The following is a 24,335-nucleotide window of genomic DNA, read 5'->3' as shown; positions in this document are numbered from 1 at the left end:
GAAATCCAATGGATATTTTAACTACTTACGGCGTAATGCTGGTTATTTTTGCGGCCGTTGTCGGCTTTTTTATGGCGTGGGGGATTGGCGCCAACGACGTTGCAAATGCAATGGGCACTTCAGTTGGATCGAAAGCTTTAACAATTAAACAAGCAATTATCATTGCGATGATTTTTGAGTTTGCTGGTGCGTATCTTGCCGGTGGCGAAGTAACTTCTACTATTCGTAAGGGGATAATCGATTCAGAACCCTTTATGCAAGTTCCAGAATTGTTTGTAATTGGTATGATTTCGTCATTGATTGCAGCAGGTACTTGGTTAGCTGTAGCTTCATACATGGGCTGGCCGGTATCAACAACGCACTCGATTGTTGGGGCTATTATCGGTTTTGCAGTGATCGCAGCAGGTACCGAAGCAATTAACTGGGCAAAAGTAGGTGGTATTGTTGGTAGTTGGGTGGTCACGCCGCTCCTATCTGGTGTGCTAGCGTATATTATCTTTATGAGCGCGCAGCGGTTTATATTTGACACAGATAACCCGATTAAAAACGCCAAAAGATATGTGCCAGTTTATATGGCATTAGGCGGTTTTGTTTTAGCTCTTGTTACCATTAAAAAAGGGTTAAAACACGTTTTTAAAGATGCTTCAATTAGCTTAAGCACAACCGAAGCTTATATGTATGCGGCATTGGTTGGAATAATCGTTGCGTTTATCGGGAGTTTCTTTATTGCTCGTTTAAAAATTGATGAGCAAGCAGACAAAGAAATGCAGTTCAACAATGTAGAAAAAATATTTGCAATTTTGATGATTGTGACAGCGTGTTGTATGGCTTTTGCACATGGTTCAAATGATGTCGCTAACGCCATTGGTCCGTTAGCTGCTGTTGTTAGTGTGGTAGACAATGATGGTGTGATAGGTGCTAAAGCAGCGCTAGCATGGTGGATATTGCCTTTAGGTGCAGTTGGTATTGTTGCTGGTTTAGCTTTGTTTGGTCATCGAGTTATGGCAACCATAGGTAAGGGTATCACTCACTTAACACCTAGCCGTGGTTTTGCTGCAGAATTAGCAGCGGCGACTACCGTTGTTATCGCTTCGGGCACAGGTTTACCTATTTCAACTACGCAGACATTAGTTGGCGCTGTATTAGGTGTTGGTTTTGCACGTGGTATTGCTGCATTGAATTTAGGGACTGTTAGAAATATTGTTGTTTCTTGGGTTGTTACCCTTCCTGCCGGTGCTGGTTTAGCGATAATCGCTTACTTGATTCTAACCAGTATCCTTCTATAATTCGCTGAGAATTTCGAACTGTAAAAGGCTTCTTCGGAAGCCTTTTTTGTACGCGAAAATTGCATAAATGACAGTTTTGTAATATTACGACCTGTGTAACATAACTGTCATAAAAATATCATATACTGCGCGCAATTCAATTAGGCTAAGGCTTTCAATGTATCAGTCAAACACTTTACCAAACAAACAGCATGCGATAAGAAAGTTTAAAGATCGCTTTGCCAAGTATGGTGTCGCTACCGGCGGTATCATGGTGTTAGTCGCACTTTTGATGATCTTTTTCTATTTGTTGTATGTTGTACAACCTATATTCGAAGATGTCTCTATCGAACCAACTTTAACCATCGCACTTGATGATGAGCATAAAACGCTTGCTTTAGGTACAGATGATCATGTAGAAACCGCTTATCGTTTAACCAGTGAACCAGCTTTGGAGTATTACCAATTGCATGGTGCTGATAAAACAAAGTTGATTAAGCAGTTTGAAATCAACAATGATAGTGAAATTACCGCGTTTGCTAAAGCAATGCCGCACGTTAAGCAGTTTGCTTATGCATTCGCTAATAATTCGGTGGTGATTATCAAGCCGAGTTTTAAAATTGGCTTCGCTAATAATCGTCGCACAATAGAGCCAAGAATTGATTTTCCGTTTGGCAAGGCGGGCTTATCAATTGACAGTGATGCTCCAATTGATAAATTTGCGTTTGCCACGACACCTGAAAACGATGGCGCAGGGGTTGTTTATCAATCTCAGACCCAACAAGCTGTCTATTACTCTCGTTTGCTAGGTGAAATTAACTTTATGACAGATGAGATTGAGTGGTCTCAATCAAATGTTGAACTGCCAAATATCACAGGCGCAGTTGATCAATTGCATCTTACTGCTGATTTGTCACGTGCGTTTGTTTTGCAAAATGGCTATATGTACGTGTTTGATGTTCGAAACGCAAACAAGGTGAAATTAGTTTCGCAAAATAGAGTAGTTGAATACGGTACTCAAGTAACTGCATCAACTTTATTAGCGGGTGCAAGTTCAATTGTCATAGCCGACAATCAAGGAAACATCGCGCAGTGGTTTGAAGTTAATACAGAGCAGGGTCGAGAGTTTACTAAAATTCGTGCTTTTAAGAGTGATAACAAAGATATTAATGGCTTGTACCCAGAATTCTTCCGAAGAAGTTTTGTTGCAACCAGTCAATCAGGCGCGTTAGATGTATTCTATACGACAAGTGAAGCACATCTCTATGCTGAACAGTTATTGGATCAAGCGATTTTAGACTTAGCAATTTCTCCAAGAGCTAACGCATATATTTCGTTAACTTCTCAAGGTATTCACTTATTTGATGTAGAAAACGAGCATCCAGAAGTTACTTGGTCTGCGCTTTGGCAGGAAACTTGGTATGAGGGGTATAGTGAGCCAGATTATATTTGGCAATCAACCTCTGCTTCTGACGATTTTGAGTCTAAATTCTCTTTAGTACCTATTACTTTTGGTACCATTAAAGCCGCTTTTTATGCAATGCTTTTTTCTGTGCCTATTGCACTTGCCGCGGCCATTTATACCGCATACTTTATGCCCGCCAAAATTAGAACCGTAGTTAAACCGACCGTTGAGATTATGGAAGCTTTGCCTACGGTAATACTCGGTTTTTTAGCAGGTTTATGGTTAGCGCCGATTATCGAAGAGCATTTAGCAGCTATTGCTATTCTAATTATATTGATGCCAGTTGCGATTATTGCCTTTGCATTTATGTGGCACAGTTTACCGCGAAAAATACTCAACCGACTGCCAACAGGTATGGACTCACTGTTGTTGATTCCAGTTATTTTAATTATGGCGTATGTTCTAATTGAATTAAGTCCTTGGTTTAATGATGTATTTTTTGATGGCGACGTCCGTTTATTCATTACGGATAGTTTAGGTATATCGTTTGACCAACGTAACTCGCTAGTTGTCGGGATTGCGATGGGCTTTGCGGTTATTCCAACTATTTTCTCTATCGCTGAAGATGCGGTCTTTTCCGTGCCAAAACACTTGTCGCACGGCTCTTTAGCTTTAGGCGCAAGCCAATGGCAAACTTTGGTGCGTGTGGTCTTGTTAACTGCTAGCCCAGGGATATTCTCTGCAGTGATGATGGGGTTAGGTCGTGCAGTTGGCGAAACTATGATCGTACTGATGGCCACAGGTAACACACCGATTATGGACTGGTCAGTTTTCCAAGGTATGCGGACATTATCTGCAAATATTGCGGTTGAGATGCCAGAATCTGAAGTGGGGAGTACTCACTATCGCATTCTATTCTTAGCAGCGTTTGTATTGTTTATTTTCACATTTGTATTTAACACCATTGCTGAGTTTGTGCGTCAGCGTTTGCGTGATAAATATAGTTCATTATAACGGCGGGAATATTGTTCATGAAAGATTGGTTTAAATCGGGTTCTCCGTGGATCTGGATGACTGCCGGAGCAGTAAGTATCAGCTTGATTTCTGTTATTGGCTTGTTAGTCATGATAGCGGCTAGAGGTTTAGGTTTCTTTTGGCCAGCTGATGTGTATGAGTTTGATGTAACTCAAGAAGGTAAAACTCAAACTATTATTGGTGAAATTTACGATCGCGAACAAGTACCAGCTAAGCGATTGCGTAATATGGGCATTGATCTTGGCGATCACCAAGAAGAAATGGTTGAGCGCATATTGGTTAAAACAGGTAACCGAGAATTTGTAGAGTTGGACTTCCGTTGGTTGTTACAAACCGACATAGATAAAACTGAAAAGCCTGCTGGTATAGGTGTGTTTGAGCGCAGCCGCAACGGTAATTTTTACGGTTATGTAGAACAGGTGATTCAAGATGGCGAAATTGTTGACTCGCAGCGACTCGAAGAGCTGATTAATCGGGCGGTTGATATTTCCGAAAAAGCTGTTGATTTACAAAATGGTGAAATTGGTTCAATAAATTATCGCCTTGAAAAAATGCGTTTGGAGCAGCGTGCGCTTGAGCTTGAAAACAAGCTGACTGAAGAACGCATCGCCGAATTTGACCAAGAGCGAGAGGAATTAAAAGCTGCTTATAAAGAATTTGAAAAAGAGCTGTTTCAACTAAGACGAGCATTAGATCGTGACGAAGTTGTCGTGAGAGATATGCGTGGGGAAATGGTCACTTTACGTATTGCTGAAGTAATAGATGTGCATTTCCCAAATGATATGAGCACCTTGGATAAATTAGGTCGTTTTTTCATTCAGTTGGGCAAATTCGTTTCAGATGATCCGCGTGAAGCTAATACCGAAGGTGGTGTTTTCCCTGCAATATTTGGTACTGTGTTTATGGTTATGCTAATGGCTGTTATTGTGACGCCATTCGGTGTGGTTGCCGCTATTTATTTACATGAGTATGCCGCTAAAAATACAGTGACCAAGGTTATTCGCATCGCAGTAATTAACTTAGCAGGTGTGCCGTCAATTGTTTATGGTGTATTTGGTTTAGGTTTCTTCGTATATATGTTGGGTGGCAGCATAGATGAACTATTCTACCCAGAGGCTTTGCCTAATCCAACCTTTGGTACGCCAGGGGTGATTTGGTCGGCATTGACCTTAGCAATATTAACTTTACCTGTTGTGATTGTCTCCACTGAGGAAGGTATGTCGCGCATTCCAAGCTCGTTACGCCAAGGGAGTTTGGCCTTGGGCGCGACCAAAGCTGAGACTTTGTGGCGAATTATTCTTCCAATGGCAAGCCCAGCTATCATGACTGGTTTGATTTTAGCAGTCGCTCGCGCTGCTGGTGAAGTTGCACCACTTATGTTGGTTGGTGTTGTTAAGATGGCACCAACACTACCAATAGATGGAAACTTTCCATTTGTACATGTTGATAGAAAATTTATGCACCTTGGTTTCCATATTTATGATGTGGGTTTCCAAAGTCCAAATGTAGAAGCTGCTAGACCGTTAGTTTATGCAACAGCATTCCTATTGGTTACAGTTATTGTGGCATTGAATATTACCGCAATTGGTATTCGTAACCATTTACGTGAAAAGTATAAGTCGTTAGAACATTAAGATTTAAGGTTTACAAGATGATTTCAGTATCTCCAGATATAGCCAAAATAAAAAATGTAGTCGCACCTGCTGACTTAACTGCAGAGCAAACTGCACTACAAATGAATGACTTAAGTTTGTTCTACGGCGATAAACAAGCTTTGTACAATATTGATATGAAGATACCTAAAGGAAAGGTTACTGCGTTTATTGGCCCATCGGGTTGTGGTAAGTCAACTTTGTTACGTTGTATCAACCGTATGAATGACTTAGTTGATATTTGCCGTGTCGAGGGTGAAATTTTACTAGAAGGCAAAAATATTTACGATAAAGATGTTGACGTAGCAAGCTTGCGGCAAAATGTGGGCATGGTGTTCCAGCGCCCAAATCCATTTCCAAAGTCAATTTATGAAAATGTCGTATATGGTTTACGTATTCAGGGTATCAATGATAAACGTCGCTTAGATGAAGTGGTTGAAACCTCATTGCGCAAAGCCGCTTTATGGGATGAAGTTAAAGACCGATTGCATGATAGTGCGTTTGGTTTGTCAGGTGGTCAGCAACAACGTTTAGTCATCGCCCGCGCTATTGCGATTGAGCCAAAGGTCTTGTTATTGGATGAGCCAACGTCAGCGCTTGACCCGATTTCTACTTTAACTATAGAAGAGCTAATAAACGATCTAAAAGAAACTTATACTGTTGTTATCGTTACACATAACATGCAGCAGGCTGCGCGTGTGTCTAACTATGCGGCGTTTATGTTTATGGGTGAGTTAGTCGAATACACAGATACAAACCAGCTGTTTACTGCACCTGAGAAAAAGAAAACCGAAGATTATATTACTGGTCGATACGGTTAACTCGTGTCTATACTTATTTTAAAGCTTAAGGAGTTAGTATGGATTTAAAAATAGATAAACATATATCTGGCCAGTTTAGCAAAGAATTGGAAGGTATGTTGAGCCATGTTTTAGACATGGGTGGCATTGTAGAACAGCAAATTGCTCAAGCGCTTGAAGCGATAGGCCAGTTTGACTCAAAGTTGGCGCAAAAAATTATTAAAGAAGACGAAAAAATTAATGCTTATGAAGTATTAATTGATGAAGAATGTGCCCGAGTCATCGCTAAGCGGCAGCCTGCTGCAATAGACTTAAGAATTATTTTAGCTATTGCAAAAATTATTGCTGATCTAGAACGTATTGGTGATGAAACTTGCCGAATGGTGCGTGCTGCACAAGAACATTTCAATAAGACCGAACGTCAATTTTTGGTTGATTTAGACCATATGGGACAGCAAGTATTGCAAATGTTTAAAGCTGTTCTCGATGCGTTAGCTAGAATGGATAGCGAAGCTGCTTACGATGTTTATAAGCTTGATAAAAAAATTGATAAAGCTTATGAAGGTATCACTCGTCAGTTAATGACCTATATGATGGAAGACCCTCGTTCAATTCCAAAAATCATGGATGTCATGTGGGCAACACGTTCGTTGGAGCGTATTGGTGATCGATGTCAAAATATTAGTGAACATGTAATTTATTTAATTAAAGGTAAAGATGTACGACATGCGCCAACAGAGCGTATTGAAGCTATTCTCGCTGCCAAAAAATAAAACTTGCATGACTACAATAGGTGCGAAATAGTTTGTTTCGCACCTGCGCAAGACTTGCCTCAACTCCCTCTGATTATTCTTATATTTCACTTTTACTGCAAAAATATTTCATTGAAATAAAAATGTAATAAAACATTCATACAATAGACTCATCACTTTAATGAAGCTTTAATTTTACTCTGATCTCAGCTTGATATTTTGCCAGTTGTATCTAGGCTTTAAAAGCTGAGATGTTAATACAGGAACATTCCATGAAAACACTATCTAAGGGCATTTTTGTTTTGTCTGCTTTGGGTCTATCTGCAAGCGCGTTTGCCGCTGAGCCATTGAAAGTTTATGGCAAGGCTAACTTGAGCTTGCAGTATGTAGATGCTGTTGAAACTGCAACGGACTTAAAAAGTAACTCCTCACGCTTTGGTGTAAAAGGTGAAGTTGAATTAGATAATGGATTGACTGCTATTTACCAAGCGGAATTTGGTGTTGATTTTGCTGATGAGTCTAAGGAAAAGAACGTTACCGCTCGTAATCAATTTGTTGGCTTGAAAGGTGAATTTGGTCAAGTCAGATTGGGGCGAATGGACACTGCATTAAAGTTAGCTCAAGGCAAGGTGGACCTGTTTAATGACTATAACGCAGATATTAAAAGGTTATTCGAAGGTGACAACCGCGAGAGTGATTCTGTAACTTATATTTCCCCAAGTTTCTCGGGGTTTGCTTTCGGTGCGACTTACATTACCCATGATGAAAATGATACCGCAGAAGCTGACAGCGCTGGTGTTTCTGCATCGGTTATGTATGGTGATGCTAAGCTGAAAAAATCGAATTTATACGCGGCAATAGCGTTAGACAGTGATGTGGATAATCACGACGTTATTCGCGCTGTTTATAACCAAAAGTTTGGTGCGTTTAAACTCGGCGCGCTTGTCCAGCGTGAAGAGAGTGCTGATGGTACAGGTAAAGCAGATACAGGCGTTATGGTGAATGGTGCATATTTTGCAGGGAAACTCACTTACAAACTGCAATATCAAACGTTTGATGATAAAACCAATGATCAGACCCTAGACACAGTATCAGTTGGCGTTGACTACAAATTAGGTAGTGCTACAAAACTATTTACTTGGTACACCTCTGAAGAAAAGGGTGGTGATAAAAATACATTAGCTGTTGGTATTGAACACAAATTCTAATCGATAAAACAGTTTAACTTCTTAAGCCCTCACGTATTTGGTTGAGGGCTTTTTTTTGCCAAAAATAACTTTAAAGCAATAAAAAATTATAAAAAGCGCAAATGTCACCTTTGTAATATTATTGACATAAATGTGTAATAACCTTGTCGGCATTGAAATAAAGTAATCAAGAAATAAGCTTTTGGAGCTGAATATGATGTTAAAACGTATCTCTCAGGTAATTGGTTTGGCAGCTGGCGTTTTGCTAAGCGCAAATGTTTCTGCAATAGATAAAGACTTACCTGAATATCAAAAAACCAGTGGTGTATCGGGTAAAATTTCTTCTGTCGGTTCAGACACTCTAGCAAATATGATGACCTTTTGGGCAGAAGAATACAAGCGTGTATATCCAAACGTAACAATTCAGGTTCAAGCTGCAGGTTCATCAACTGCGCCACCAGCTTTAACTGAAGGCACAGCGCAATTTGGCCCAATGAGCCGCAAAATGAAATCAAAAGAGATTGAGTCTTTTGAAGAACGTTTTGGTTACAAACCAACAGCTGTGCGTGTAGCCATTGACGCATTAGCGGTTTTTGTTAATAAAGATAATCCAATTCAAGGTTTATCAATTCAGCAAGTTGACGCAATTTTTTCTTCAACTTTGAAGTGTGGTGCGGAAAGAGATATTCAACGCTGGGGCGACCTTGGTTTAACGGGTGAATGGGCTCGTAAAGACGTGCAATTATTTGGCCGTAACTCTGTATCAGGTACTTATGGATATTTCAAAAAGGTTGGCTTGTGTAAAGGTGATTTTAAAAATAACGTGAATGAGCAACCTGGTTCAGCTTCTGTCGTACAGTCTGTCTCTTCTTCGTTAAATGCAATTGGTTATTCGGGTATTGGTTATCGCACGTCTGGTGTTAAAGCTGTGCCTTTATCAAAAAGTGGTACTCAATATGTTGAAGCAACAATGGAAAACGCAGTTAGAGGTAAATATCCATTAGCACGTTTCTTGTATGTTTATATCAACAAGCACCCAAACAAACCTTTAGATCCATTAACTGCAGAATTTTTGAAGATGGTACTATCAAAAACAGGTCAGTACATAGTTGAAAAAGACGGTTACATTCCTGTACCAGCAGTGGTAGCTGAGAAAGAATTAGCTAGACTTGGCTTAAAATAAGTTTGTTTCCTAGCATTAAAAAAGCCACACTCAAAGTGTGGCTTTTTTATATTTGGCAGTAAATAAGTCGCTACTTATTCGTTGCCACATTTCTCTTCGTCGACACAGTATCCATACAAATACAAACTGTGGTTGGTCAGGCGCATACCTTGCTCTTCAGCGACTTTTTCTTGGCGATCTTCAATTGTGTCATCAATAAATTCGACAACTTTACCGCACTTTAAACAAACCAAGTGATCATGATGTTTTTTCTGACTCAATTCAAAAACAGACTTGCCGCCTTCAAAATGGTGTCGATTTACAATACCAGCGTCGTCAAATTGGTTTAATACTCTGTACACAGTCGCCAACCCGATCTCTTCGCCCATATCTAACAATAGTTTGTATAAATCTTCTGCGCTAATATGTTGGTTTTCTGGTTGTTGCAAAATCTCTAATATCTTAATTCTAGGCAGAGTAACTTTTAAACCTGCTTTTTTGAGCTCTGTGTTTTGATCCGACATAATGATGAATATTTATTAAGTTTGTGTAGATTATATAAGCCAGTGGTTAAAATTAAAATAAAAAAGCCACCAGATACGAAAAACGCCTCACTATAACATTTATTAGTGGAAAATATGATGCAAAAGTTGTTTAAATTTCCTAACTTAATTAGGCGAGGTATGAATATATGGCCTCCGTTTAGATATTCAGGTATTAAGATAACTGAATTATCTGCTGATTACCGTAGAACTAGAGTCGAGTTGAAATATCGCAAATTAAACTTAAACGCAAACAGGACTCAATATGGTGGCAGTATCTTTAGTATGACAGACCCTATATATAGCTTAATGTTAATGGCTAATTTAGGTGAAAAGTACCATGTGTGGGATAAATCGGCATATATTGATTTTATATCGCCTGGGCAATCCACTTTATATACTTGTGCAGAATTGTCGCAACAAGATATCGATTTGATTCTCGACCGAACTCAGTTTGGTGAAAAGCATCTGCCTGTTTTCAATTTGCAGGTGTTTGATAAGCAGCACAAACTTGTCGCTAAAGTTGAGAGGACTCTATACGTGCGTTTGAAAGCCAAATATCGAACATAAAAAAGCCCGGACAAACGGCTGTCCGGGTACAGGGGAAGGGCTCAAAGGGATTGAGCCTTTTTGCGCTAACTAACTCAGTGCGCACTGCAATGGCACTTAAGCTTAGTATTAATAAGTGTAGACAAGAATTAGCCAAATGAAGGAACATTTAACTTTAAACAGGATATTTTTATAACTACTGGTTATATTGGTCGCTAAAGTCTAAGTTGTCTCTGACTAATTCTCGAGGTAATTGGTTTTTTAGTCTGTCGGGCAGTTTTTTGGCAAAACCGAGCGCTTGCCCTTGGTAACAAACAATCACTTCACCTTTATTAAGCTTGTTGAAGTCGCCATCGATATCTTTACCTTGCCAATAGGCTTGGCATTGATGAGCGCTAAGCTCCTGAGTTTGTTGTTTAGCTAATTGGGCAAAGTTTATGGCTAAATTGTGCTCTAGCTTAAAACCATGTTTAGCGAGTTCCGCTAGCTTAATCCCAACGCGAGCAAATTTTACTTTACCTTTAAGTGCTTCTAGTTTTGGCGGAAAGTACCAGACCTCTAGCGCTTTTTTCGTTTCGCGCTGGCTACAAGCTGCCAGTGGAAAGTCATTCATGCCAAACTGTGAAGCTAAAAAACTTTGTAGTTGTTGGCTATTTTTTTTACTTAACGGTTTAAATGGAAACTGACCCAGTTTAGTAAATGGATTCTCAAGTTGGTGGTCAACCGAAGCTTTTTTGCGGATACGTGCAACAAAAAATCCTTCTGAATCGTAGATTTGTGGCCACACATGTAAAAAGCCTTCAGTTGTGGTGCTGTTTTCAGCGCCTGCAAATAAATCGGCTAAACTTTCAAATTCAACAGCGTCTCCATACTTTTCTTTTAACCACAAACAAACTTGCTGATTTTCAATTTGGTTTAATGTGCAAGTTGAATAAATCATTACGCCGTTGGGTTTTAATGCGTGAAATGCAGCATCGATCAAATCGCGCTGTACAGAGGCAATATCGTGTACGCTTTGTTCGGTCCAGTTTTTCATTGAATCAACATCTTTGCGCACCGTACCTTCGCCTGAACAGGGCGCATCTAATAGAATGGCACCAAACTGCTCTTTAAGGTGGATAAACATTCTTCCATCCATATGAGTGAGTGCTGTATTAGTGACCGAGCAGCGCTGTATATTGGCAGATAAAACTTTGACCCGGCTAGATGAAAATTCATTAGCGACTATCACCCCCTGATTATTCATTAACGCGGCTAACTGAGTTGTTTTTGAACCAGGCGCGGCAGCGACATCTAAACAAGCTAAATCTAATGTGTCTGTTTGTTTATACAACAACGCAACGGGTGGCAGCATTGAGCTCGCTTCTTGAATATAAAACTCACCGGTTAGGTGCGAAAGTGTATTGCCAAGTTGTATTTGCTGTTCTTGTTCATCAGGTCTTTGTAACCAAAATCCGTCTTTACACCAAGGGATAGGGGTTAGTCGCCAACCTTGCTGAGTCGCTTTTTCAACGAAATCTTCGGTTGAAACTTTTAGTGTGTTTACGCGAATGCTCTTGCGCAGCGGTTTGGCACAATAGTCAATAAAATCTTGTAAATTCAGGTGGCTGGGTAAACATGGGGTAATAAAATTGATAAAGTGTTCGGGTAATAGCGCTTTGTTCACTAGAAGCTTTCGGTTAGTCTGTTGTGGCTTAAATATAGCGCAATTTGTCTTTTGATCCTAACAAGGAGTCATGATTGTTAAATAGAATTTGGCTGGCATTTATTTTATCTGCTTTTATCTATGCATGCGTTGGTACTGTATTTGGTCAGGACATAGCGATTTTTCAACGCATAATTGAAGCGATTTTTGATATGGCGAAACTGAGTGTTGATATCGCCTTAGGGTTAATTGGGTTGCTAGCTTTTTGGTTAGGGATAAGCAAAATTGCCGAAAAAGCAGGGTTAATAACAAAGCTCGCGCGTTTAATGTCGCCGGTATTTAGAGTTTTAATGCCGAGCATTCCGGCCAATAGCCCTGCACAAGGGCATGTTTCTATGAATCTAGCTGCCAATATGATGGGGTTAGATAATGCCGCCACACCACTGGGACTAAAAGCAATGGAGAGTTTGCAGCAACATAACCCGCATAAAGACACAGCGAGTGATGCACAAATTATGTTTTTGGTGTTGAATACATCATCAGTGACCATTTTTCCAGTTACAGTCTTTATGTATCGGGCACAAGCTGGTGCCGCGATGGCAACGGATGTGTTTATACCTATTTTATTGGCAACCTTAGCTTCGACACTCGCTGGTATACTTGCTGTTGCGACCGTACAAAAGTTGCCGCTGTTTAAACTTAAGCCATTGTTGATATTTGCTGGTGGTTTTGCACTAGCTGCTGCGGCTGTCAGCTACCTACTTACAATGTCCGCAACTCAATTAGCTGATATTTCGTCTTTTTGGGCTAATTTTTTACTTTTGGCTTTTATCTGTTTGGTATTAGCAGTTGCTGGTGTAAAAAAGTTGGCCGCGTTTGATTATTTTGTTGAAGGTGCTAAAGAAGGTTTTACTGTGGCAGTGCAGATTATTCCTTATTTGGTCGCGATGTTGGTGGCGATAGCTGCAGTTAGAGCCAGCGGTATGTTAGATGGTATTTTGTCGGCCATTCGCTGGCTGGTTGTTTTATTTGGTGGTGATAGTCAGTTTGTTGATGCATTGCCAACCGGTTTGTTAAAACCATTATCCGGCAGCGGTGCTCGAGCCATGATGGTTGAAACCATGAATACGCATGGTGCGGATTCTTTTTCGGGTCGCCTTAGCAGTGTTATGCAAGGCTCTACCGAGACCACCTTTTACGTTTTAGCTGTTTATTTTGGTAGTGTTGGTATTAAATACACGCGTCATGCAATAAGCTGTGGTTTGATCGCTGATGTTGCTGGGATCACTAGCGCAATTTTAGTGTGTTATTGGTTTTTTGCTTAGCGGTTAGTATAAAACCGTGTGATTTACAATTGATAACAAACTTAAGCTGGGGGATATGGAACTTTGCATGATTTAATGGGGACTTATTAACAAGATCGTGAGCAGTAATCTGTCCCGTGCAGGTCAATGTGTACGGTCGAAGGCTTGAGGTAATTATCCCAATCCATCTCCCAAAATCAGCTTTTGTGTTGCTTGCTCTATTTACAGGATAAATAAATTTATGGTTATCAGAACTTACAAGAAATGTGCACTTAACTGGATCTCAATGCTCGTTTTACCTGCTTTTTTAATAGCTTGTAATGCGCAAAATCACACATCTGCCCAATCTGAAAATTGGGTACGCGTAAATGCCAGCGCCAGTGTACCTGCCGTCCCGGATAAACTATCACTAAAAGTTTATGTTGAAGAAAAAAACAATAGTGTCAGCCAAGCTAAACGCATTGTTGATTTAAACACTGACAAAATTCTTAAACGCTGGTTTAACTTAGGGATTAAAGAAAGCCAAGTAAGCAGTTTTAATCTGTCCATTCAGCCAGTTTATGAATATGAAAAACAAACTCGCAAACAAGTTCAAGATGGATTTTTAGTTAGCCGCACTTTATCGGTTGAAATTGAGAATTGGGATTCTTTTGATCAGTTAATTGATAGCGCACTCGCTTTAGGGGCGACTCGAGTTGGCAATGTACAGGCTGGCGTGTCTAATCACCAAGCTTTATATAATCAAGCTTTAGCCGCCGCCGTTGAGCAAGCGCGTAAGAAAGCACAATTATTGGCAGAATCCGCAGGTGCTGAACTGGATCAGGTTAAGCAAATCATCGAACAGGGTGGCTATCGACCTTATGCGGCAGCCGAAATGAAGTTGATGCGCAGCGATAGTGCAAGTCAGCCAGGAACAACGGATGTGAATGCCAGCGTAGAAGTTGTTTTTAGCTTACAGTAACCTAGAGCGTGTTGATCTTTTTGGTATAAATTTTGTTCAAATCCAAAGCTATTTGATCGCGGCGTGGCATTGTAGGCCTAGTGGGCTAAGTCAAAATGCCGCAACAAAGAGCAAATAGCTGCAAAAATATCCCACAAAGATCAACACGCTCTAGCTAAAAGCTTTGAATTAGTAGTTATTGATATATAACTAAACAAACTTACCGCAGGCTTGTAATTAGCCTGCAGTTGCTTACAATTTAATCAACCCTTTCTTGAATCAAGCTCTTTCCTAATCTCCCAACAGCTGCAACGTTATGCAGTATTTTCCAGTAGTAGAGGTTCTTATGATTATTTTCAAACGTGTATTTTTTATCTTTTTTTGTTTATTGAGTTTTTACAGTGTAAGCAAGGAAATTGTGATCAACCAAAAAGTGTTGTCGGCACAACAGATTGAGCAGTTAGAAATGAAACTCGGTTACGACATACAGTCGGGCCATTATTGGTATGATGCAGAATCTGGGTTGTGGGGTATAGCAAACGGACCCGCCTTAGGGCAAACGCAAAAAGGACTTATTAAAAACAGCAAATTAGCAGCCAAGGCTTCCAATGGTGGCAGTGGCGTTTTTATTAACGGTAGGGAGCTGTGTGCTCAAGAAATCGTATTTTGCCAGCAGCAAACAGAGCATGTTTTAGCTAAGGGACATTATAGGTTGAATGAATCAGGCCAACTTGGGCTGATAAACCACGCAACAGAGTTAGTTGTTCGTTATCCTAAAAATCATCGAGCTTTTTGTCATAGCAAAAGTAACATTGCATTGCACAACCATACAATAAAAACTGATTTAATGTTAAGTTGAGCTTATATCACTCAGGTTTTAGCAGCAAAGCGGCAAACAGCCGCTTTGTTCGTTTACGGGAGTCGCATTGCAGTCAAACATCTCCACAGCAAAAGTATATCAACAAGTAAGTCAATGTACTTTGTGTCATGCAAATTTGCCGTTAGAGCCCAAGCCGATTGTGCAATTATCAGCAATGGCAAAAATACTTATCATAGGTCAAGCGCCTGGTTTGCAAGCACATAAACAGCGCAAAGCATTTGCGGATGCCAGTGGCAAGCGTTTACGCGAGTGGTTAGGTGTAACAGATGCGCAATTTTATCAAGCAGAAAACTTTGCGATTATGCCAATGGCCTTTTGTTACCCGGGCAAACAGGCAAATGGCTCTGGTGATAAAGCGCCGTTAAAAACGTGCACACCGACTTGGCACCAAACAATTATACCGACATTTGAGCACTTGCAACTGGTACTATTGGTTGGCCAGTACGCACAAAAATACTATTTACAGCAAGCTGACTTGGGCGTCACAGAAAATGTTAAATGCGGTATGTCGCATCTTGTGTTGGAAGAAAAAATGCCAGCGGTTGAACTGTTTAATTTGCCACATCCTAGTCCGCGGAATAATATTTGGCTGCATAAAAATACTTGGTTTGAGCACAACTGTTTACCACAGTTACGTAGCAAGGTAGCGCAAATAATTTATGAATAATTTTGTCCAGTTTTTTACCATATCTCTTTGCTGTATCTATTGTTTATTAACCAGCCCACTGCAAGCTAAATGGATGGCGCATAATTTTAACGTGATGGGAACAGCAGCAGAAATTCGCTTTTATCAGCCTGCACTAATGTCTGAGCAACAAGCTCAGCGTTTGTTAGTTAAGCTGGTTGATGTAATGCACCAGATTGACGAAAGCATGAGTCCATATAAATCCAACAGTGAGTTGTCACAGGTTAATCAAGAAGCCCATGCTAAACCGCTGAAAGTATCCGCTGATTTGTTGAGTGTTATTAACAAAGCGCAATATATTGCCAAATTAAGCGGCGGCATTTTTGATATTACCTTTGCTAGCGCAGGACACTTATACCAATACCGTGAGCACATTAGACCTACTGAGTTACAACTAGCGCAAGCGAGCAAGTTTATCAATTATCAAGATATTGCACTGGATGAAAAAAACTCGACTATCCACTTTTTAAAACAAGGCACAAAGATAGATTTAGGCGGTATCGCCAAAGGTTTTGCGGTACAAAAATGTTTAACAATACTTGAGCAAGCAGGAGTAGAGCATGCTTTGGTAAACGCCGGCGGTGACACTGGGTTGTTAGGAGATAAACTTGGAAAAAATTGGATGGTCGCAATTAAACACCCAAGGCAGCCTGATAAACAGGCTGCTTTATTACCCTTAGCGAATGAAGCAATTTCAACCTCAGGAGACTACGAACGCTACTTTATTGAGGATGGCCAAAGGTACCACCATATACTCAACCCCAGAACAGGGAAATCTGCCAAAAAATTGGTCAGTGTCTCTGTGATTGGCCCTGACGCAATGATGACGGATGCGTTATCAACTACTGTATTTATACTCGGTAGAAGCGCCGGATTTAAGTTACTAGAACAATTTAGTGGTTATGAAGCCATAGTCATTGATAACGAACTAAACATGCATTTTTCAACTGGGTTAGTAGCGAATTAGTTATTTGACCTAGCTTTTATAGTTATGTTTAATTAGACAATTTGACGGTCTACAGCAAAAGCGAACAAGCGGATGTATCAATTAAAGACCTCAGAGCATTGGTCGAAAAATATTAGCTTTAGACAGAAAATGAGTGAGCACCATCGCCAGCCGCAAAAACCATAACCCCAACCCGAAGGTGTAATAGACATTTTACCTGCTACTGAGAAAAAAGTTCATCTAGGGCAAAAAGAAAAAAGAAAAAACAAACCTACCCACCAGTCAGTGCTTGAAATACATAAAGTGTATTTGCTTCGGTTATTTTATCTGATAAGTTTTTCCGGTCGACTATAAATTCTTCGTCGATACAAATAACAACATGGCGGCGCACAGCTCCGCGCTCGTCCATAATGTAATTTGTAAAACCCGGTGCGAGCTTTTCTATATTTTGAATAACCTCACTAACTGATTGGCCTGCAAGGTTTAAGTTATCGTCTGCGAGTATTGGGAAAAACCTATGCAGATTTGAGGTTATTTTTACCTTTGGCACTAGCTTTACCTTTAAGCAAATCTAACTGAATAAACCGGCGGGAAGTTATTGCCCAAACATTGCCATGTTTCGCCTCTGTCTTCAGACAGATACAGGTTGCCTGTGGTGCTGGCAAAACAAACCATATCGTCTGCTGCGTCTAACGCATGGCGGTAGACAATATCGTAAGCATTTTGTTGTGGTAAACCCTGATTAAATTTTTGCCAGGTTTGGCCACCGTCTTCGGTGCGGGCAACAAATAAACCGCCATCTAGCGCCATACGTTCCGAATCAGCGCGTGCTGGCACTACCCATGCACATAAACCATTTTTATTATCAGCGGCTATCGGAAAACCAAAATGAACACCATCTTTTACACTACTAACTTTGCGCCAATTTTTTGCGCCATTATCGCTGTAAAATACGCCACAGTGGTTTTGTTGCCACATGTGTTCTGGTTGGCTAGCGCAGGCGGTTACATAGTGTGGATCATGTCCCCACTCAGCTTCTGGGTTGGGCAAATAATCCATTAACATACCTTTGTTTGCGCTAGTCCAAGATTTCCCACCATCGGTTGACTGCATTACGCCGACAGAGGACGCTGCCATATATAGGCGGTCAGGATTTTGTGGATTAATAATAATGGAATGAATACCAGGTTCAAACACGCCATAATTTATACTGGCAGGTGTGCCAAACCACTTATTTTCGCTAGTTGCATCGCCGTCAAATAAATTACCGCCGCGGCTTTCATGGTTCCACAGGGAGCGGTTTAGTTGCCAACTTTCACCTGCATCGTCACTTACAAATAATCCACCTGGAATTGTACCAGCGTATATTCTGCCTGGTTGCTCGGCCGTTCCAAAAGTTAAGTTCCATATTTTATATACGGTTGCGTCTTTATATTCGGGATCTTTTGCTGGGGCGTCTGGGTCAAAATCTTCAGTGGGTAGGTATTTCACTATGTATCTGGCGCCTTCTGGGTATTTAAGGCTGAGCACATCTTGCCATGTCTCTCCGCCATCTTTCGAGCGGGATAGTTTTGGCCCCCAGTGGCCGTGGTCAAGCGATGCCCACAATGTGCCGTCGCGTTTGTCACAAGCTACATAACAGACTGGAATGCCGGCATGGGCAATATTTTTTGCGCTCCAATGCCCATCTTTCTGTTCAACAATTACTGTACCTTTTCGTGTTCCGAGCAGAATTCGTTTAGCCATTTTTTATTCCTTGTTATCCAAACTTCAGGCTTGTTGTGTAACTAAGCCTAACACTGTATTAAAAATAGCCGAATTTATGTAAAAGTTAACAGAGTTATGTGAAATATTTAGCCTTGTACATCGGTACCAAAATCCAACGGCTGAAACACGGTTAATCTATCTAACATAGCCGCGTTGCCTAAACCTTGATTCGTCACCACATTAGCAAAATTAGCTTGTTCGCCATGCAGTGCCATGTAATTAAGCAATACAGTTTGTACTAATAAATTTACATTGTTGGCAGCTGGGCTTGATGCGGTTTCTACTGAGGCATCAGGGCGCATAAAACCAATTTGTTGGTGCCTTAACTGATCTTCAATGCTTGACCCCATTAAATTTGCACGGCCTGTTGGGTTGTATACCAAAAAGAATGCCGCGCCAGTTGATGAGTTATCGCCAGTCCATTCGCCTTTGCCGCGTCCTTCTTCTGAATCGTCTATGCGGCCATTACTCGCAACTGAGCCGTCAGAGTATACATATAACATCAAAGGTTTGCCTTTACGTGCGGCATATTCTAAACATGCGCCCATGCATCGGCCTGCGCGTAAATCTCTTAGCTCACCTGTACCTCGCTCGCCTGTGTGGTAATCAAATCCACCCATAGTCACTGTGCCTGCGCCAGCATAACCATTTACAACTAGCTTCATAATAGAGGCGGTTTTTTGAAATTCTCTGTCATTTAAAAATTCATCACTACTAAATACACCAGCAGTGCCAACAATATCTGGGTCGGCTGCTGGATCTAAGGTCGAGCTGTCGCCAAATCTGTCAGCTAAATCAGCGCTTTTTACATATCCACAGTTGATTAGATCTTTAATCACTTCATCTCGGCTAATACCAGTAGACACTTTATTGAGTTTTTGTGCGCTGATGCGCTGAATACTTTCCATTACCGCCACAGCATCTTGTTGGTCGAGTAAGGCAAATAAATCACCAATATCAACTAAACCTGTCACATCTGACGGTCTGTCTACTTTAGTTGGCCGTTTATTTGGGTCGATAAAATCAAGCGGTGCCATAGAGTTTGCGCCAGAATCTGTATTGCGCGAGCCAATCAGTGACAATAATGAGCCATCCGCACCTGCTTTGGCTATTGCATACATAGGGTTATGTGGATTATTCGCGGTATCGTTTTCTGAGCGCGCTGCGATTACCGCACCATTAATATTTTCAACTGTAGTGGTGTTGCAGCGTTCTAAAATACCGCGTAAAAATTGTGAGTCTGAATGAAAAGCTAGACCTAAATCCGTGTTGGTTAGGTTTTGCCCTGGCAGCATATCACCCGGTAATCCTAATTTGTTATAACCTGCGGTTGATAAAAAATCTTGCTGGCCGCGCAATCCGCCAACTAATACATTTGAGCCTGCAATATTGGCACCGCCAGCTAAATCAAATGCGATAAACGGAATTTTACCTGCGCCTTGCACATTGATGCCGCACGATTGACGCAAGGTTTGTAAATCGCCTGACAGCTCCGCAAATGCTTTGGTTGGGTTGGCAAATAAACTAAATACAGATAGACCACCAATAACATGTGCACCGGTTTTTAACCCTGAGGCGATAAAATCGCGGCGCGAAACGGGTTTGCTATGGTTAGAATGTAAAATGGGTGCATCTACATGAAAGGGTCTTTTTTTCATTTTGCTTGTCCTTATCCTTCAGGCTTATTGCAGCAAGGTCGCTGCACTAGCAAGCACAGAGGTACAACTGGCTTTTGCTATGGTTAAACTTCTGTCAGCCGCACAAGTGCTGCTGCCGTTTGCGCCATTGGTTGCACATTGGCTTAATCTGTCGATTAGATTATTTATTTCCGCCGCCACTTCGCTTTTGCTTGGTTGGTCGAGCGGTTGCGGGTCTGCATTCGCAAGTGGCATTAATTTACTTAATAAATTATCAATAAAGTTTGTTCTATTTGCGTCAGCATAAGTTGCAGTAGGAGATTGAGTAAAATCGAATGTGCCAAACCAATTGCTGCGAATTTGTTCATCATTTAATGCAGTATCACAGTAAGCTATACCTAATTGAGTGATTGCCATTTGTTGCGCGGAAACAAAAATATCAATTGATTCTATATTGGGCAGTTGACGCTTGATGGTTTGGTACAAATTAGCGACTGAGCTTGTGCTTTCACTTACGCCAGTTAATTGGCTCATGCTTGCACTGATTTCAGCGAAATTCCGCAGGGCAATTTTTGAATATTCGGTTGAACTTGTGTTTGCTTGTTCTTCAGTAATTGCAGGTTCGCTGCGGGCATACGTATGCTCAGCAATTTTATCGAAAGTTAAGAAAAACTCATCTTGAGTAAATCCTTTTTCGATAGCCAATAAACTGGCTTGCCCAGATAAGCTCACAGGTTCAGTTAAATTAGTGCCACTAGCTAGGTTTACATCTAAGTTTATAAAGCTTTGCCCAACTGAGGTGTCGCGGCCGTTTATGGCTAAACGTAAACCTTGTATGTTGAGGTCGGTTGTTAAACTCGCGCCTGATAAATTTACTAATTTAGGTGTAGCAAACAGGTAGCTGTAGTTATCAAATTGGCTAACTTCAAACATAATATAGCTGTCGGCTAAATCTATTAAATGGCCGACTGAAAACAGCAAGACAAATTTTTCACCAACGCCTGCATCATAATTTTTTGTTATGTTTTCTTCTGATAGCGCACGGTTATATACAGCTAACAATCGCACTTGTCCTAACCAAGGGTGATTATTAGTCGCTTCATTACCTAGCATTAGCGCGTAACTTGAATCCCAGTTAGACAATGTGCCTAAAGCCAATTGTTCGGCATGGCCATCGGCGACTAATTGGCTGTTAACGTATATTTTTTGCCCGTTTATTGGGTCAAAAGTTAATACCACATGCTGCAAGCTTGCTTGCAGTATTTCATCAGCGTCTGGCGTGCTTAAAGCTGGTGAGCCATTGTTATCTGATTCGCTGTGGCGCAACATAAAATCGTAATTGTATTGGGTTTGCCCAAGGCTAATATTGCGCTCGTCATCATTGGCAGAATAGCTAATAATTCGGGCAGGGCCTTCTTGCACAACATTCGCTGGGGTAACCCAAGTTTCAATTGAAAACTCACCAGTTAGGGATATAAGCTGGTGGAATTTTTTACTGCCTGCAGTGCTTGCTTGCGCGCGGCCGCCTTGTAAATTTATGCCCCATCCACCAAGCCATTCAACTGGACCATAAAAGGTTAAATTGGCTGCAGGTTCAATGCCTGAGGTATCAAAAGCTTGCAAACCTTCACCTGCTTTAAATTCGTATAAGGCGATAAGGTCTGATTCGTATCGACCTTCTGCAGCTGACACTATACCGTCTGTCATAGCAAGTGCGCGTGAAGCTAACAGGTTTTCATCTATTTCATTGCTGTCTAGTTCGGCAACAAATTGTTCAATTGCACTGCGCATTTGATTGGCATTATCACCACAGTTGCTCCAACAGTTGTGGAATTCTTGGCTTAAACGCACAACTAAACGAGATTGATTTATTTGGTCTAAATTAATGACTTTTTGTGCTGCTTGATACGCTTGAGTTTCATCACTACTGGCAAAAAATGGTGAAACTGGAAATTGTGCGCTTGGACTATGGCAGTTTGAACAAAATTGGCTGGTGAGTGGGTAAATATGTTCAACAAATAGGGTTTCATCGTCAGGGAACGCTAGGCTGCTACCTGGAAGTTTTTCAGCTGGTGCGGTTAAGTCTAGCTGGTTGTTTTGTTCAACTCTATCGTCCGACCACAGTTTAATCCATTGGGTCATAGTTTCGCCACAAGCTTGATCTGAACTTAACCAACAATGGTGACCGTTCGATACTTTGGCGACCAGTCGTGAATCTTCTGGTTTGGCTAAATCTACCAATAAACTTGCTTGGGTAAATGCTTGATTGATATCTTCACGGCTTGCAAAATAAGGCTGCTGCGTTTCTGGGGTATGGCAACCACCGCAGCGGTTTTCGCTGGAGATATTATCCCAAACAGCAATCTTAAAGTTTTGCACTTCTTGATTTATTGGAGCAGGACCTTGGTAGGTTGTAGTGTCTGGCTGTTTAATTGGTGGTGGATTTTCTTCTACTTCTCCGCCACCACAAGCGGCCAACAAGACTAAGCTGGCCGCGCAGAGCACATTTTTATAATCCCGAGACAACATTATTCACTCTCCTTGGAACAATATTCGGCTACTTCAACAAAGGTTTGTTTGAGTTTGTATCCGTTATTAATAAAACTGTCGGTTAAGCTAGTTACTTGGCTATTGTCTGTTTCGGTCGCTGGTGGACGCAAGCATACAGAATTAAATACTTTTTTTACTTGGCAAGTTGCAAATGCGCGGCTATTTGATAACTCTTCACCTAACGATTTTGCACCTTGGCCAGAGCCAGACAGCGCAGGTGACCAGCCAAGTTTTTGATTAATGCCTTGGCGCCAAAAATTATCCCAGTTGTCGTTTTCTGTGCGGTAGCCGTATGGGAATGTGGTGGCGTTGATATGGTATTTGCTAACTACTGTGTCGCTATAAATTATTTGGCCGTTTTCGCCTTCAGGATCTGTGTCGCTATTAAATTGATAATCGTAGCGGGCAAAGGCTTGTGCAAGTGGATCCATTCCTGAATGACAAGCTAAGCAGTTGTTTAAAAATAAGCGGCTGTCACCACCAGGGCTGCGGCTAACATCTTGGCGAATTCTGTCGGCAGGGCGAGTATTGTCTTTTAACGCTTCTAAATCAGTACATAAATGATTCATTAGGGTAAAGCGCAACATAGCTCGGTTTGTACCCAAGTAAAAATAGGCTTTAGCGGCTGCACGCGAGGTTAATATGCCTGCAGTTGCTTCGCTGGGTAAGTCGGTTAATTCTGACTGGGTACGGGCAACTAGGTTTGCTTTTAGGTCAATGGCTTGTTCATCAAGTGTTTGGTAGTGGTTGTTGTTATTGACTTGATAAGCGGGCACGGAAACTTTAGTTGTATCTGCCGTATATACTAGGTCGGCCTGGAGTACTTGGCGAAAATCGACATCGTCTCTTACCATGCCGATGACAGTTGCACTGTAGTCGTTTAATGGTTCATATACGTCTTGGTCGATATTGGTCCAAGGGGATGCAAATAATTTAAGTGTAACTCGATAAAAATCTGGGTGTTCTACCGCTAAGTATGCAGCCCCTTGCACGTCATCTTGTTCGATTAAACTTTGCATTTTCAGCAGAGTTTCGGCTGAGGCTGGAACGCCTGCGAGACGGTTGTGTATGTATTGTGCTTGTTCTAGCGAACCTGCGTAGACTGGGGAAGGCAGATGAGCAAAAGCAACCAGAGCTATGGCGAACCGTGTCCTTAGACCTTTGTTAAACATTCTATTGTCTCCGTGACGGTAGAAACTACGTTTTTCAGTTGTTGTTTGATGTTATTGTTACTTAAGTGTAGCTTAGTTATGGAAAATTATTTTGACTTAGTTGGCAAATTTGTGAATTAGTTTGCTAGCATCTTATTTGAATATCAACTAACCTAAAAACAATTTTTATTGTTGGAATCTAGTGTGATTCAACTCTGAGCTATTGAGTTGTTATCGATTTTTGGCTTGGTGCTGTTGGATAAGCACTAGAACATGATTATCGCGATGGGAGTTGTCGAACAAGTCCAAGGGTATGATTTTCGCAAAAAACGCTGTGAATACATCCGCGTACGCTCCGCTTTTTCTTCCATGAAAAAGAGGTTTTGCTCTAAATTATATCCCTTACACTTGTTCTGGTTAAACATTGTGCTTTGTTGGTTATGTACTCGTGGCGATTGAATTTTTGCTCTTGATCGTATTG

20 protein-coding genes are annotated in these 24,335 nt (G+C 41.1%); 13 read left to right on the top strand and 7 right to left on the bottom strand.

All coding sequences use genetic code 11. From position 1 onward, the window contains the following. Nucleotides 1-8 precede the first annotated feature (8 nt). The 7 genes from DS2_RS11930 (at nucleotide 9) to DS2_RS11900 (ending at nucleotide 9,279) form a co-directional block, all read left to right on the top strand. Entirely contained in the window at nucleotides 9-1,286 is a 1,278-nt protein-coding gene (locus DS2_RS11930) for an inorganic phosphate transporter (RefSeq protein ID WP_035015039.1), read from the top strand. A gap of 250 nt (nucleotides 1,287-1,536) precedes the next feature. Beyond that, nucleotides 1,537-3,684 (top strand): ABC transporter permease subunit, encoded by a 2,148-nt coding sequence (locus DS2_RS11925; RefSeq protein ID WP_235188596.1) that lies wholly within the window; start codon nucleotides 1,537-1,539, stop codon nucleotides 3,682-3,684. 17 nt (nucleotides 3,685-3,701) lie between these two features. After that, entirely contained in the window at nucleotides 3,702-5,339 is a 1,638-nt protein-coding gene (gene pstA, locus DS2_RS11920) for a phosphate ABC transporter permease PstA (protein ID WP_035015037.1), read from the top strand. A gap of 17 nt (nucleotides 5,340-5,356) precedes the next feature. Continuing rightward, a complete protein-coding gene (gene pstB, locus DS2_RS11915; RefSeq protein WP_035015036.1) occupies nucleotides 5,357-6,178 on the top strand; it encodes a phosphate ABC transporter ATP-binding protein PstB in 822 nt (273 codons plus the stop codon). Between the two features lie 38 nt (nucleotides 6,179-6,216). Further along, nucleotides 6,217-6,930 (top strand): phosphate signaling complex protein PhoU, encoded by a 714-nt coding sequence (gene phoU, locus DS2_RS11910; protein ID WP_035015035.1) that lies wholly within the window; start codon nucleotides 6,217-6,219, stop codon nucleotides 6,928-6,930. 251 nt (nucleotides 6,931-7,181) lie between these two features. Further along, on the top strand, nucleotides 7,182-8,117 hold the full coding sequence (locus DS2_RS11905) for a porin (RefSeq protein WP_035015034.1): 936 nt from the start codon (nucleotides 7,182-7,184) through the stop codon (nucleotides 8,115-8,117). Between the two features lie 193 nt (nucleotides 8,118-8,310). Continuing rightward, nucleotides 8,311-9,279 carry a PstS family phosphate ABC transporter substrate-binding protein gene (locus tag DS2_RS11900; protein WP_035015033.1) on the top strand — a complete coding sequence of 323 codons (969 nt, stop codon included), beginning with the start codon at nucleotides 8,311-8,313 and terminating at the stop codon, nucleotides 9,277-9,279. Between the two features lie 74 nt (nucleotides 9,280-9,353). On the opposite strand, the gene fur is transcribed toward DS2_RS11900, so the two are convergent. Continuing rightward, nucleotides 9,354-9,782, bottom strand: a complete 429-nt coding sequence (gene fur, locus DS2_RS11895) for a ferric iron uptake transcriptional regulator (RefSeq protein WP_035015032.1) — start codon at nucleotides 9,780-9,782, stop codon at nucleotides 9,354-9,356. A 159-nt stretch (nucleotides 9,783-9,941) separates the two neighbouring features. Between fur and DS2_RS11890 the strand changes: the two genes are divergently transcribed. Continuing rightward, entirely contained in the window at nucleotides 9,942-10,370 is a 429-nt protein-coding gene (locus DS2_RS11890) for a DUF4442 domain-containing protein (protein ID WP_235188592.1), read from the top strand. Nucleotides 10,371-10,545: 175 nt separating this feature from the next. On the opposite strand, the gene rsmF is transcribed toward DS2_RS11890, so the two are convergent. Next, nucleotides 10,546-12,015 (bottom strand): 16S rRNA (cytosine(1407)-C(5))-methyltransferase RsmF, encoded by a 1,470-nt coding sequence (gene rsmF, locus DS2_RS11885; RefSeq protein WP_035015030.1) that lies wholly within the window; start codon nucleotides 12,013-12,015, stop codon nucleotides 10,546-10,548. 74 nt (nucleotides 12,016-12,089) lie between these two features. Here rsmF and DS2_RS11880 point away from each other — a divergent pair, with 74 nt between their 5' ends. The 5 genes from DS2_RS11880 (at nucleotide 12,090) to DS2_RS11860 (ending at nucleotide 16,770) form a co-directional block, all read left to right on the top strand. Next, nucleotides 12,090-13,319, top strand: a complete 1,230-nt coding sequence (locus DS2_RS11880) for a nucleoside recognition domain-containing protein (RefSeq protein ID WP_035015029.1) — start codon at nucleotides 12,090-12,092, stop codon at nucleotides 13,317-13,319. 220 nt (nucleotides 13,320-13,539) lie between these two features. Further along, nucleotides 13,540-14,259 (top strand): SIMPL domain-containing protein, encoded by a 720-nt coding sequence (locus DS2_RS11875; protein WP_081754261.1) that lies wholly within the window; start codon nucleotides 13,540-13,542, stop codon nucleotides 14,257-14,259. Nucleotides 14,260-14,656: 397 nt separating this feature from the next. Beyond that, nucleotides 14,657-15,097, top strand: coding sequence for a hypothetical protein (locus DS2_RS11870; RefSeq protein ID WP_152537598.1), 441 nt, complete (start codon nucleotides 14,657-14,659; stop codon nucleotides 15,095-15,097). Between the two features lie 67 nt (nucleotides 15,098-15,164). Further along, complete coding sequence (locus DS2_RS11865; protein WP_051479831.1) at nucleotides 15,165-15,785, top strand: uracil-DNA glycosylase family protein; 621 nt, start codon at nucleotides 15,165-15,167, stop codon at nucleotides 15,783-15,785. Next, nucleotides 15,778-16,770, top strand: a complete 993-nt coding sequence (locus DS2_RS11860) for an FAD:protein FMN transferase (RefSeq protein WP_035015026.1) — start codon at nucleotides 15,778-15,780, stop codon at nucleotides 16,768-16,770. Before DS2_RS11865 ends, DS2_RS11860 begins: the two co-directional genes overlap by 8 nt. A 250-nt stretch (nucleotides 16,771-17,020) precedes the next feature. Here the strand turns inward: DS2_RS11860 and DS2_RS11855 are convergent, their stop codons facing one another. From DS2_RS11855 to DS2_RS11835, 5 genes are all read right to left on the bottom strand, one after another. After that, on the bottom strand, nucleotides 17,021-17,299 hold the full coding sequence (locus DS2_RS11855; protein ID WP_035015025.1) for a hypothetical protein: 279 nt from the start codon (nucleotides 17,297-17,299) through the stop codon (nucleotides 17,021-17,023). 11 nt (nucleotides 17,300-17,310) lie between these two features. Beyond that, on the bottom strand, nucleotides 17,311-18,495 hold the full coding sequence (locus tag DS2_RS11850; RefSeq protein ID WP_035015024.1) for a WD40/YVTN/BNR-like repeat-containing protein: 1,185 nt from the start codon (nucleotides 18,493-18,495) through the stop codon (nucleotides 17,311-17,313). Between the two features lie 107 nt (nucleotides 18,496-18,602). After that, nucleotides 18,603-20,174, bottom strand: coding sequence for a hypothetical protein (locus tag DS2_RS11845; RefSeq protein WP_035015023.1), 1,572 nt, complete (start codon nucleotides 20,172-20,174; stop codon nucleotides 18,603-18,605). Between the two features lie 24 nt (nucleotides 20,175-20,198). Continuing rightward, the gene (locus tag DS2_RS11840) at nucleotides 20,199-22,682 is read right to left on the bottom strand and encodes a LamG domain-containing protein (RefSeq protein ID WP_035015022.1); all 2,484 of its coding nucleotides are present in this window, start codon (nucleotides 22,680-22,682) and stop codon (nucleotides 20,199-20,201) included. Then, entirely contained in the window at nucleotides 22,682-23,875 is a 1,194-nt protein-coding gene (locus tag DS2_RS11835; protein WP_035015021.1) for a hypothetical protein, read from the bottom strand. Before DS2_RS11835 ends, DS2_RS11840 begins: the two co-directional genes overlap by 1 nt. Nucleotides 23,876-24,335 lie beyond the last annotated feature (460 nt).

The sequence above is a fragment of the Catenovulum agarivorans DS-2 genome (genome assembly GCF_000568405.1).
In the GTDB taxonomy this organism is placed as follows: domain Bacteria; phylum Pseudomonadota; class Gammaproteobacteria; order Enterobacterales; family Alteromonadaceae; genus Catenovulum; species Catenovulum agarivorans_A.
This window is presented reverse-complemented; position numbering and strand designations above follow the sequence as displayed.

What these genes read in the sequence shown, in the direction of transcription:
- DS2_RS11930 (WP_035015039.1), top strand. Translation starts at nt 9, where the DNA reads ATGGATATTTTAACTACTTACGGCGTAATGCTGGTTATTTTTGCGGCC.
- phoU (WP_035015035.1), top strand. Translation starts at nt 6,217, where the DNA reads ATGGATTTAAAAATAGATAAACATATATCTGGCCAGTTTAGCAAAGAA.
- DS2_RS11925 (WP_235188596.1), top strand. Translation starts at nt 1,537, where the DNA reads ATGGTGTTAGTCGCACTTTTGATGATCTTTTTCTATTTGTTGTATGTT.
- DS2_RS11845 (WP_035015023.1), bottom strand. Translation starts at nt 20,174, where the DNA reads ATGAAAAAAAGACCCTTTCATGTAGATGCACCCATTTTACATTCTAAC.
- DS2_RS11835 (WP_035015021.1), bottom strand. Translation starts at nt 23,875, where the DNA reads ATGTTTAACAAAGGTCTAAGGACACGGTTCGCCATAGCTCTGGTTGCT.
- DS2_RS11860 (WP_035015026.1), top strand. Translation starts at nt 15,778, where the DNA reads ATGAATAATTTTGTCCAGTTTTTTACCATATCTCTTTGCTGTATCTAT.
- DS2_RS11900 (WP_035015033.1), top strand. Translation starts at nt 8,311, where the DNA reads ATGATGTTAAAACGTATCTCTCAGGTAATTGGTTTGGCAGCTGGCGTT.
- DS2_RS11905 (WP_035015034.1), top strand. Translation starts at nt 7,182, where the DNA reads ATGAAAACACTATCTAAGGGCATTTTTGTTTTGTCTGCTTTGGGTCTA.
- fur (WP_035015032.1), bottom strand. Translation starts at nt 9,782, where the DNA reads ATGTCGGATCAAAACACAGAGCTCAAAAAAGCAGGTTTAAAAGTTACT.
- pstB (WP_035015036.1), top strand. Translation starts at nt 5,357, where the DNA reads ATGATTTCAGTATCTCCAGATATAGCCAAAATAAAAAATGTAGTCGCA.
- DS2_RS11850 (WP_035015024.1), bottom strand. Translation starts at nt 18,495, where the DNA reads ATGGCTAAACGAATTCTGCTCGGAACACGAAAAGGTACAGTAATTGTT.
- DS2_RS11840 (WP_035015022.1), bottom strand. Translation starts at nt 22,682, where the DNA reads ATGTTGTCTCGGGATTATAAAAATGTGCTCTGCGCGGCCAGCTTAGTC.
- pstA (WP_035015037.1), top strand. Translation starts at nt 3,702, where the DNA reads ATGAAAGATTGGTTTAAATCGGGTTCTCCGTGGATCTGGATGACTGCC.
- DS2_RS11875 (WP_081754261.1), top strand. Translation starts at nt 13,540, where the DNA reads ATGGTTATCAGAACTTACAAGAAATGTGCACTTAACTGGATCTCAATG.
- DS2_RS11890 (WP_235188592.1), top strand. Translation starts at nt 9,942, where the DNA reads ATGAATATATGGCCTCCGTTTAGATATTCAGGTATTAAGATAACTGAA.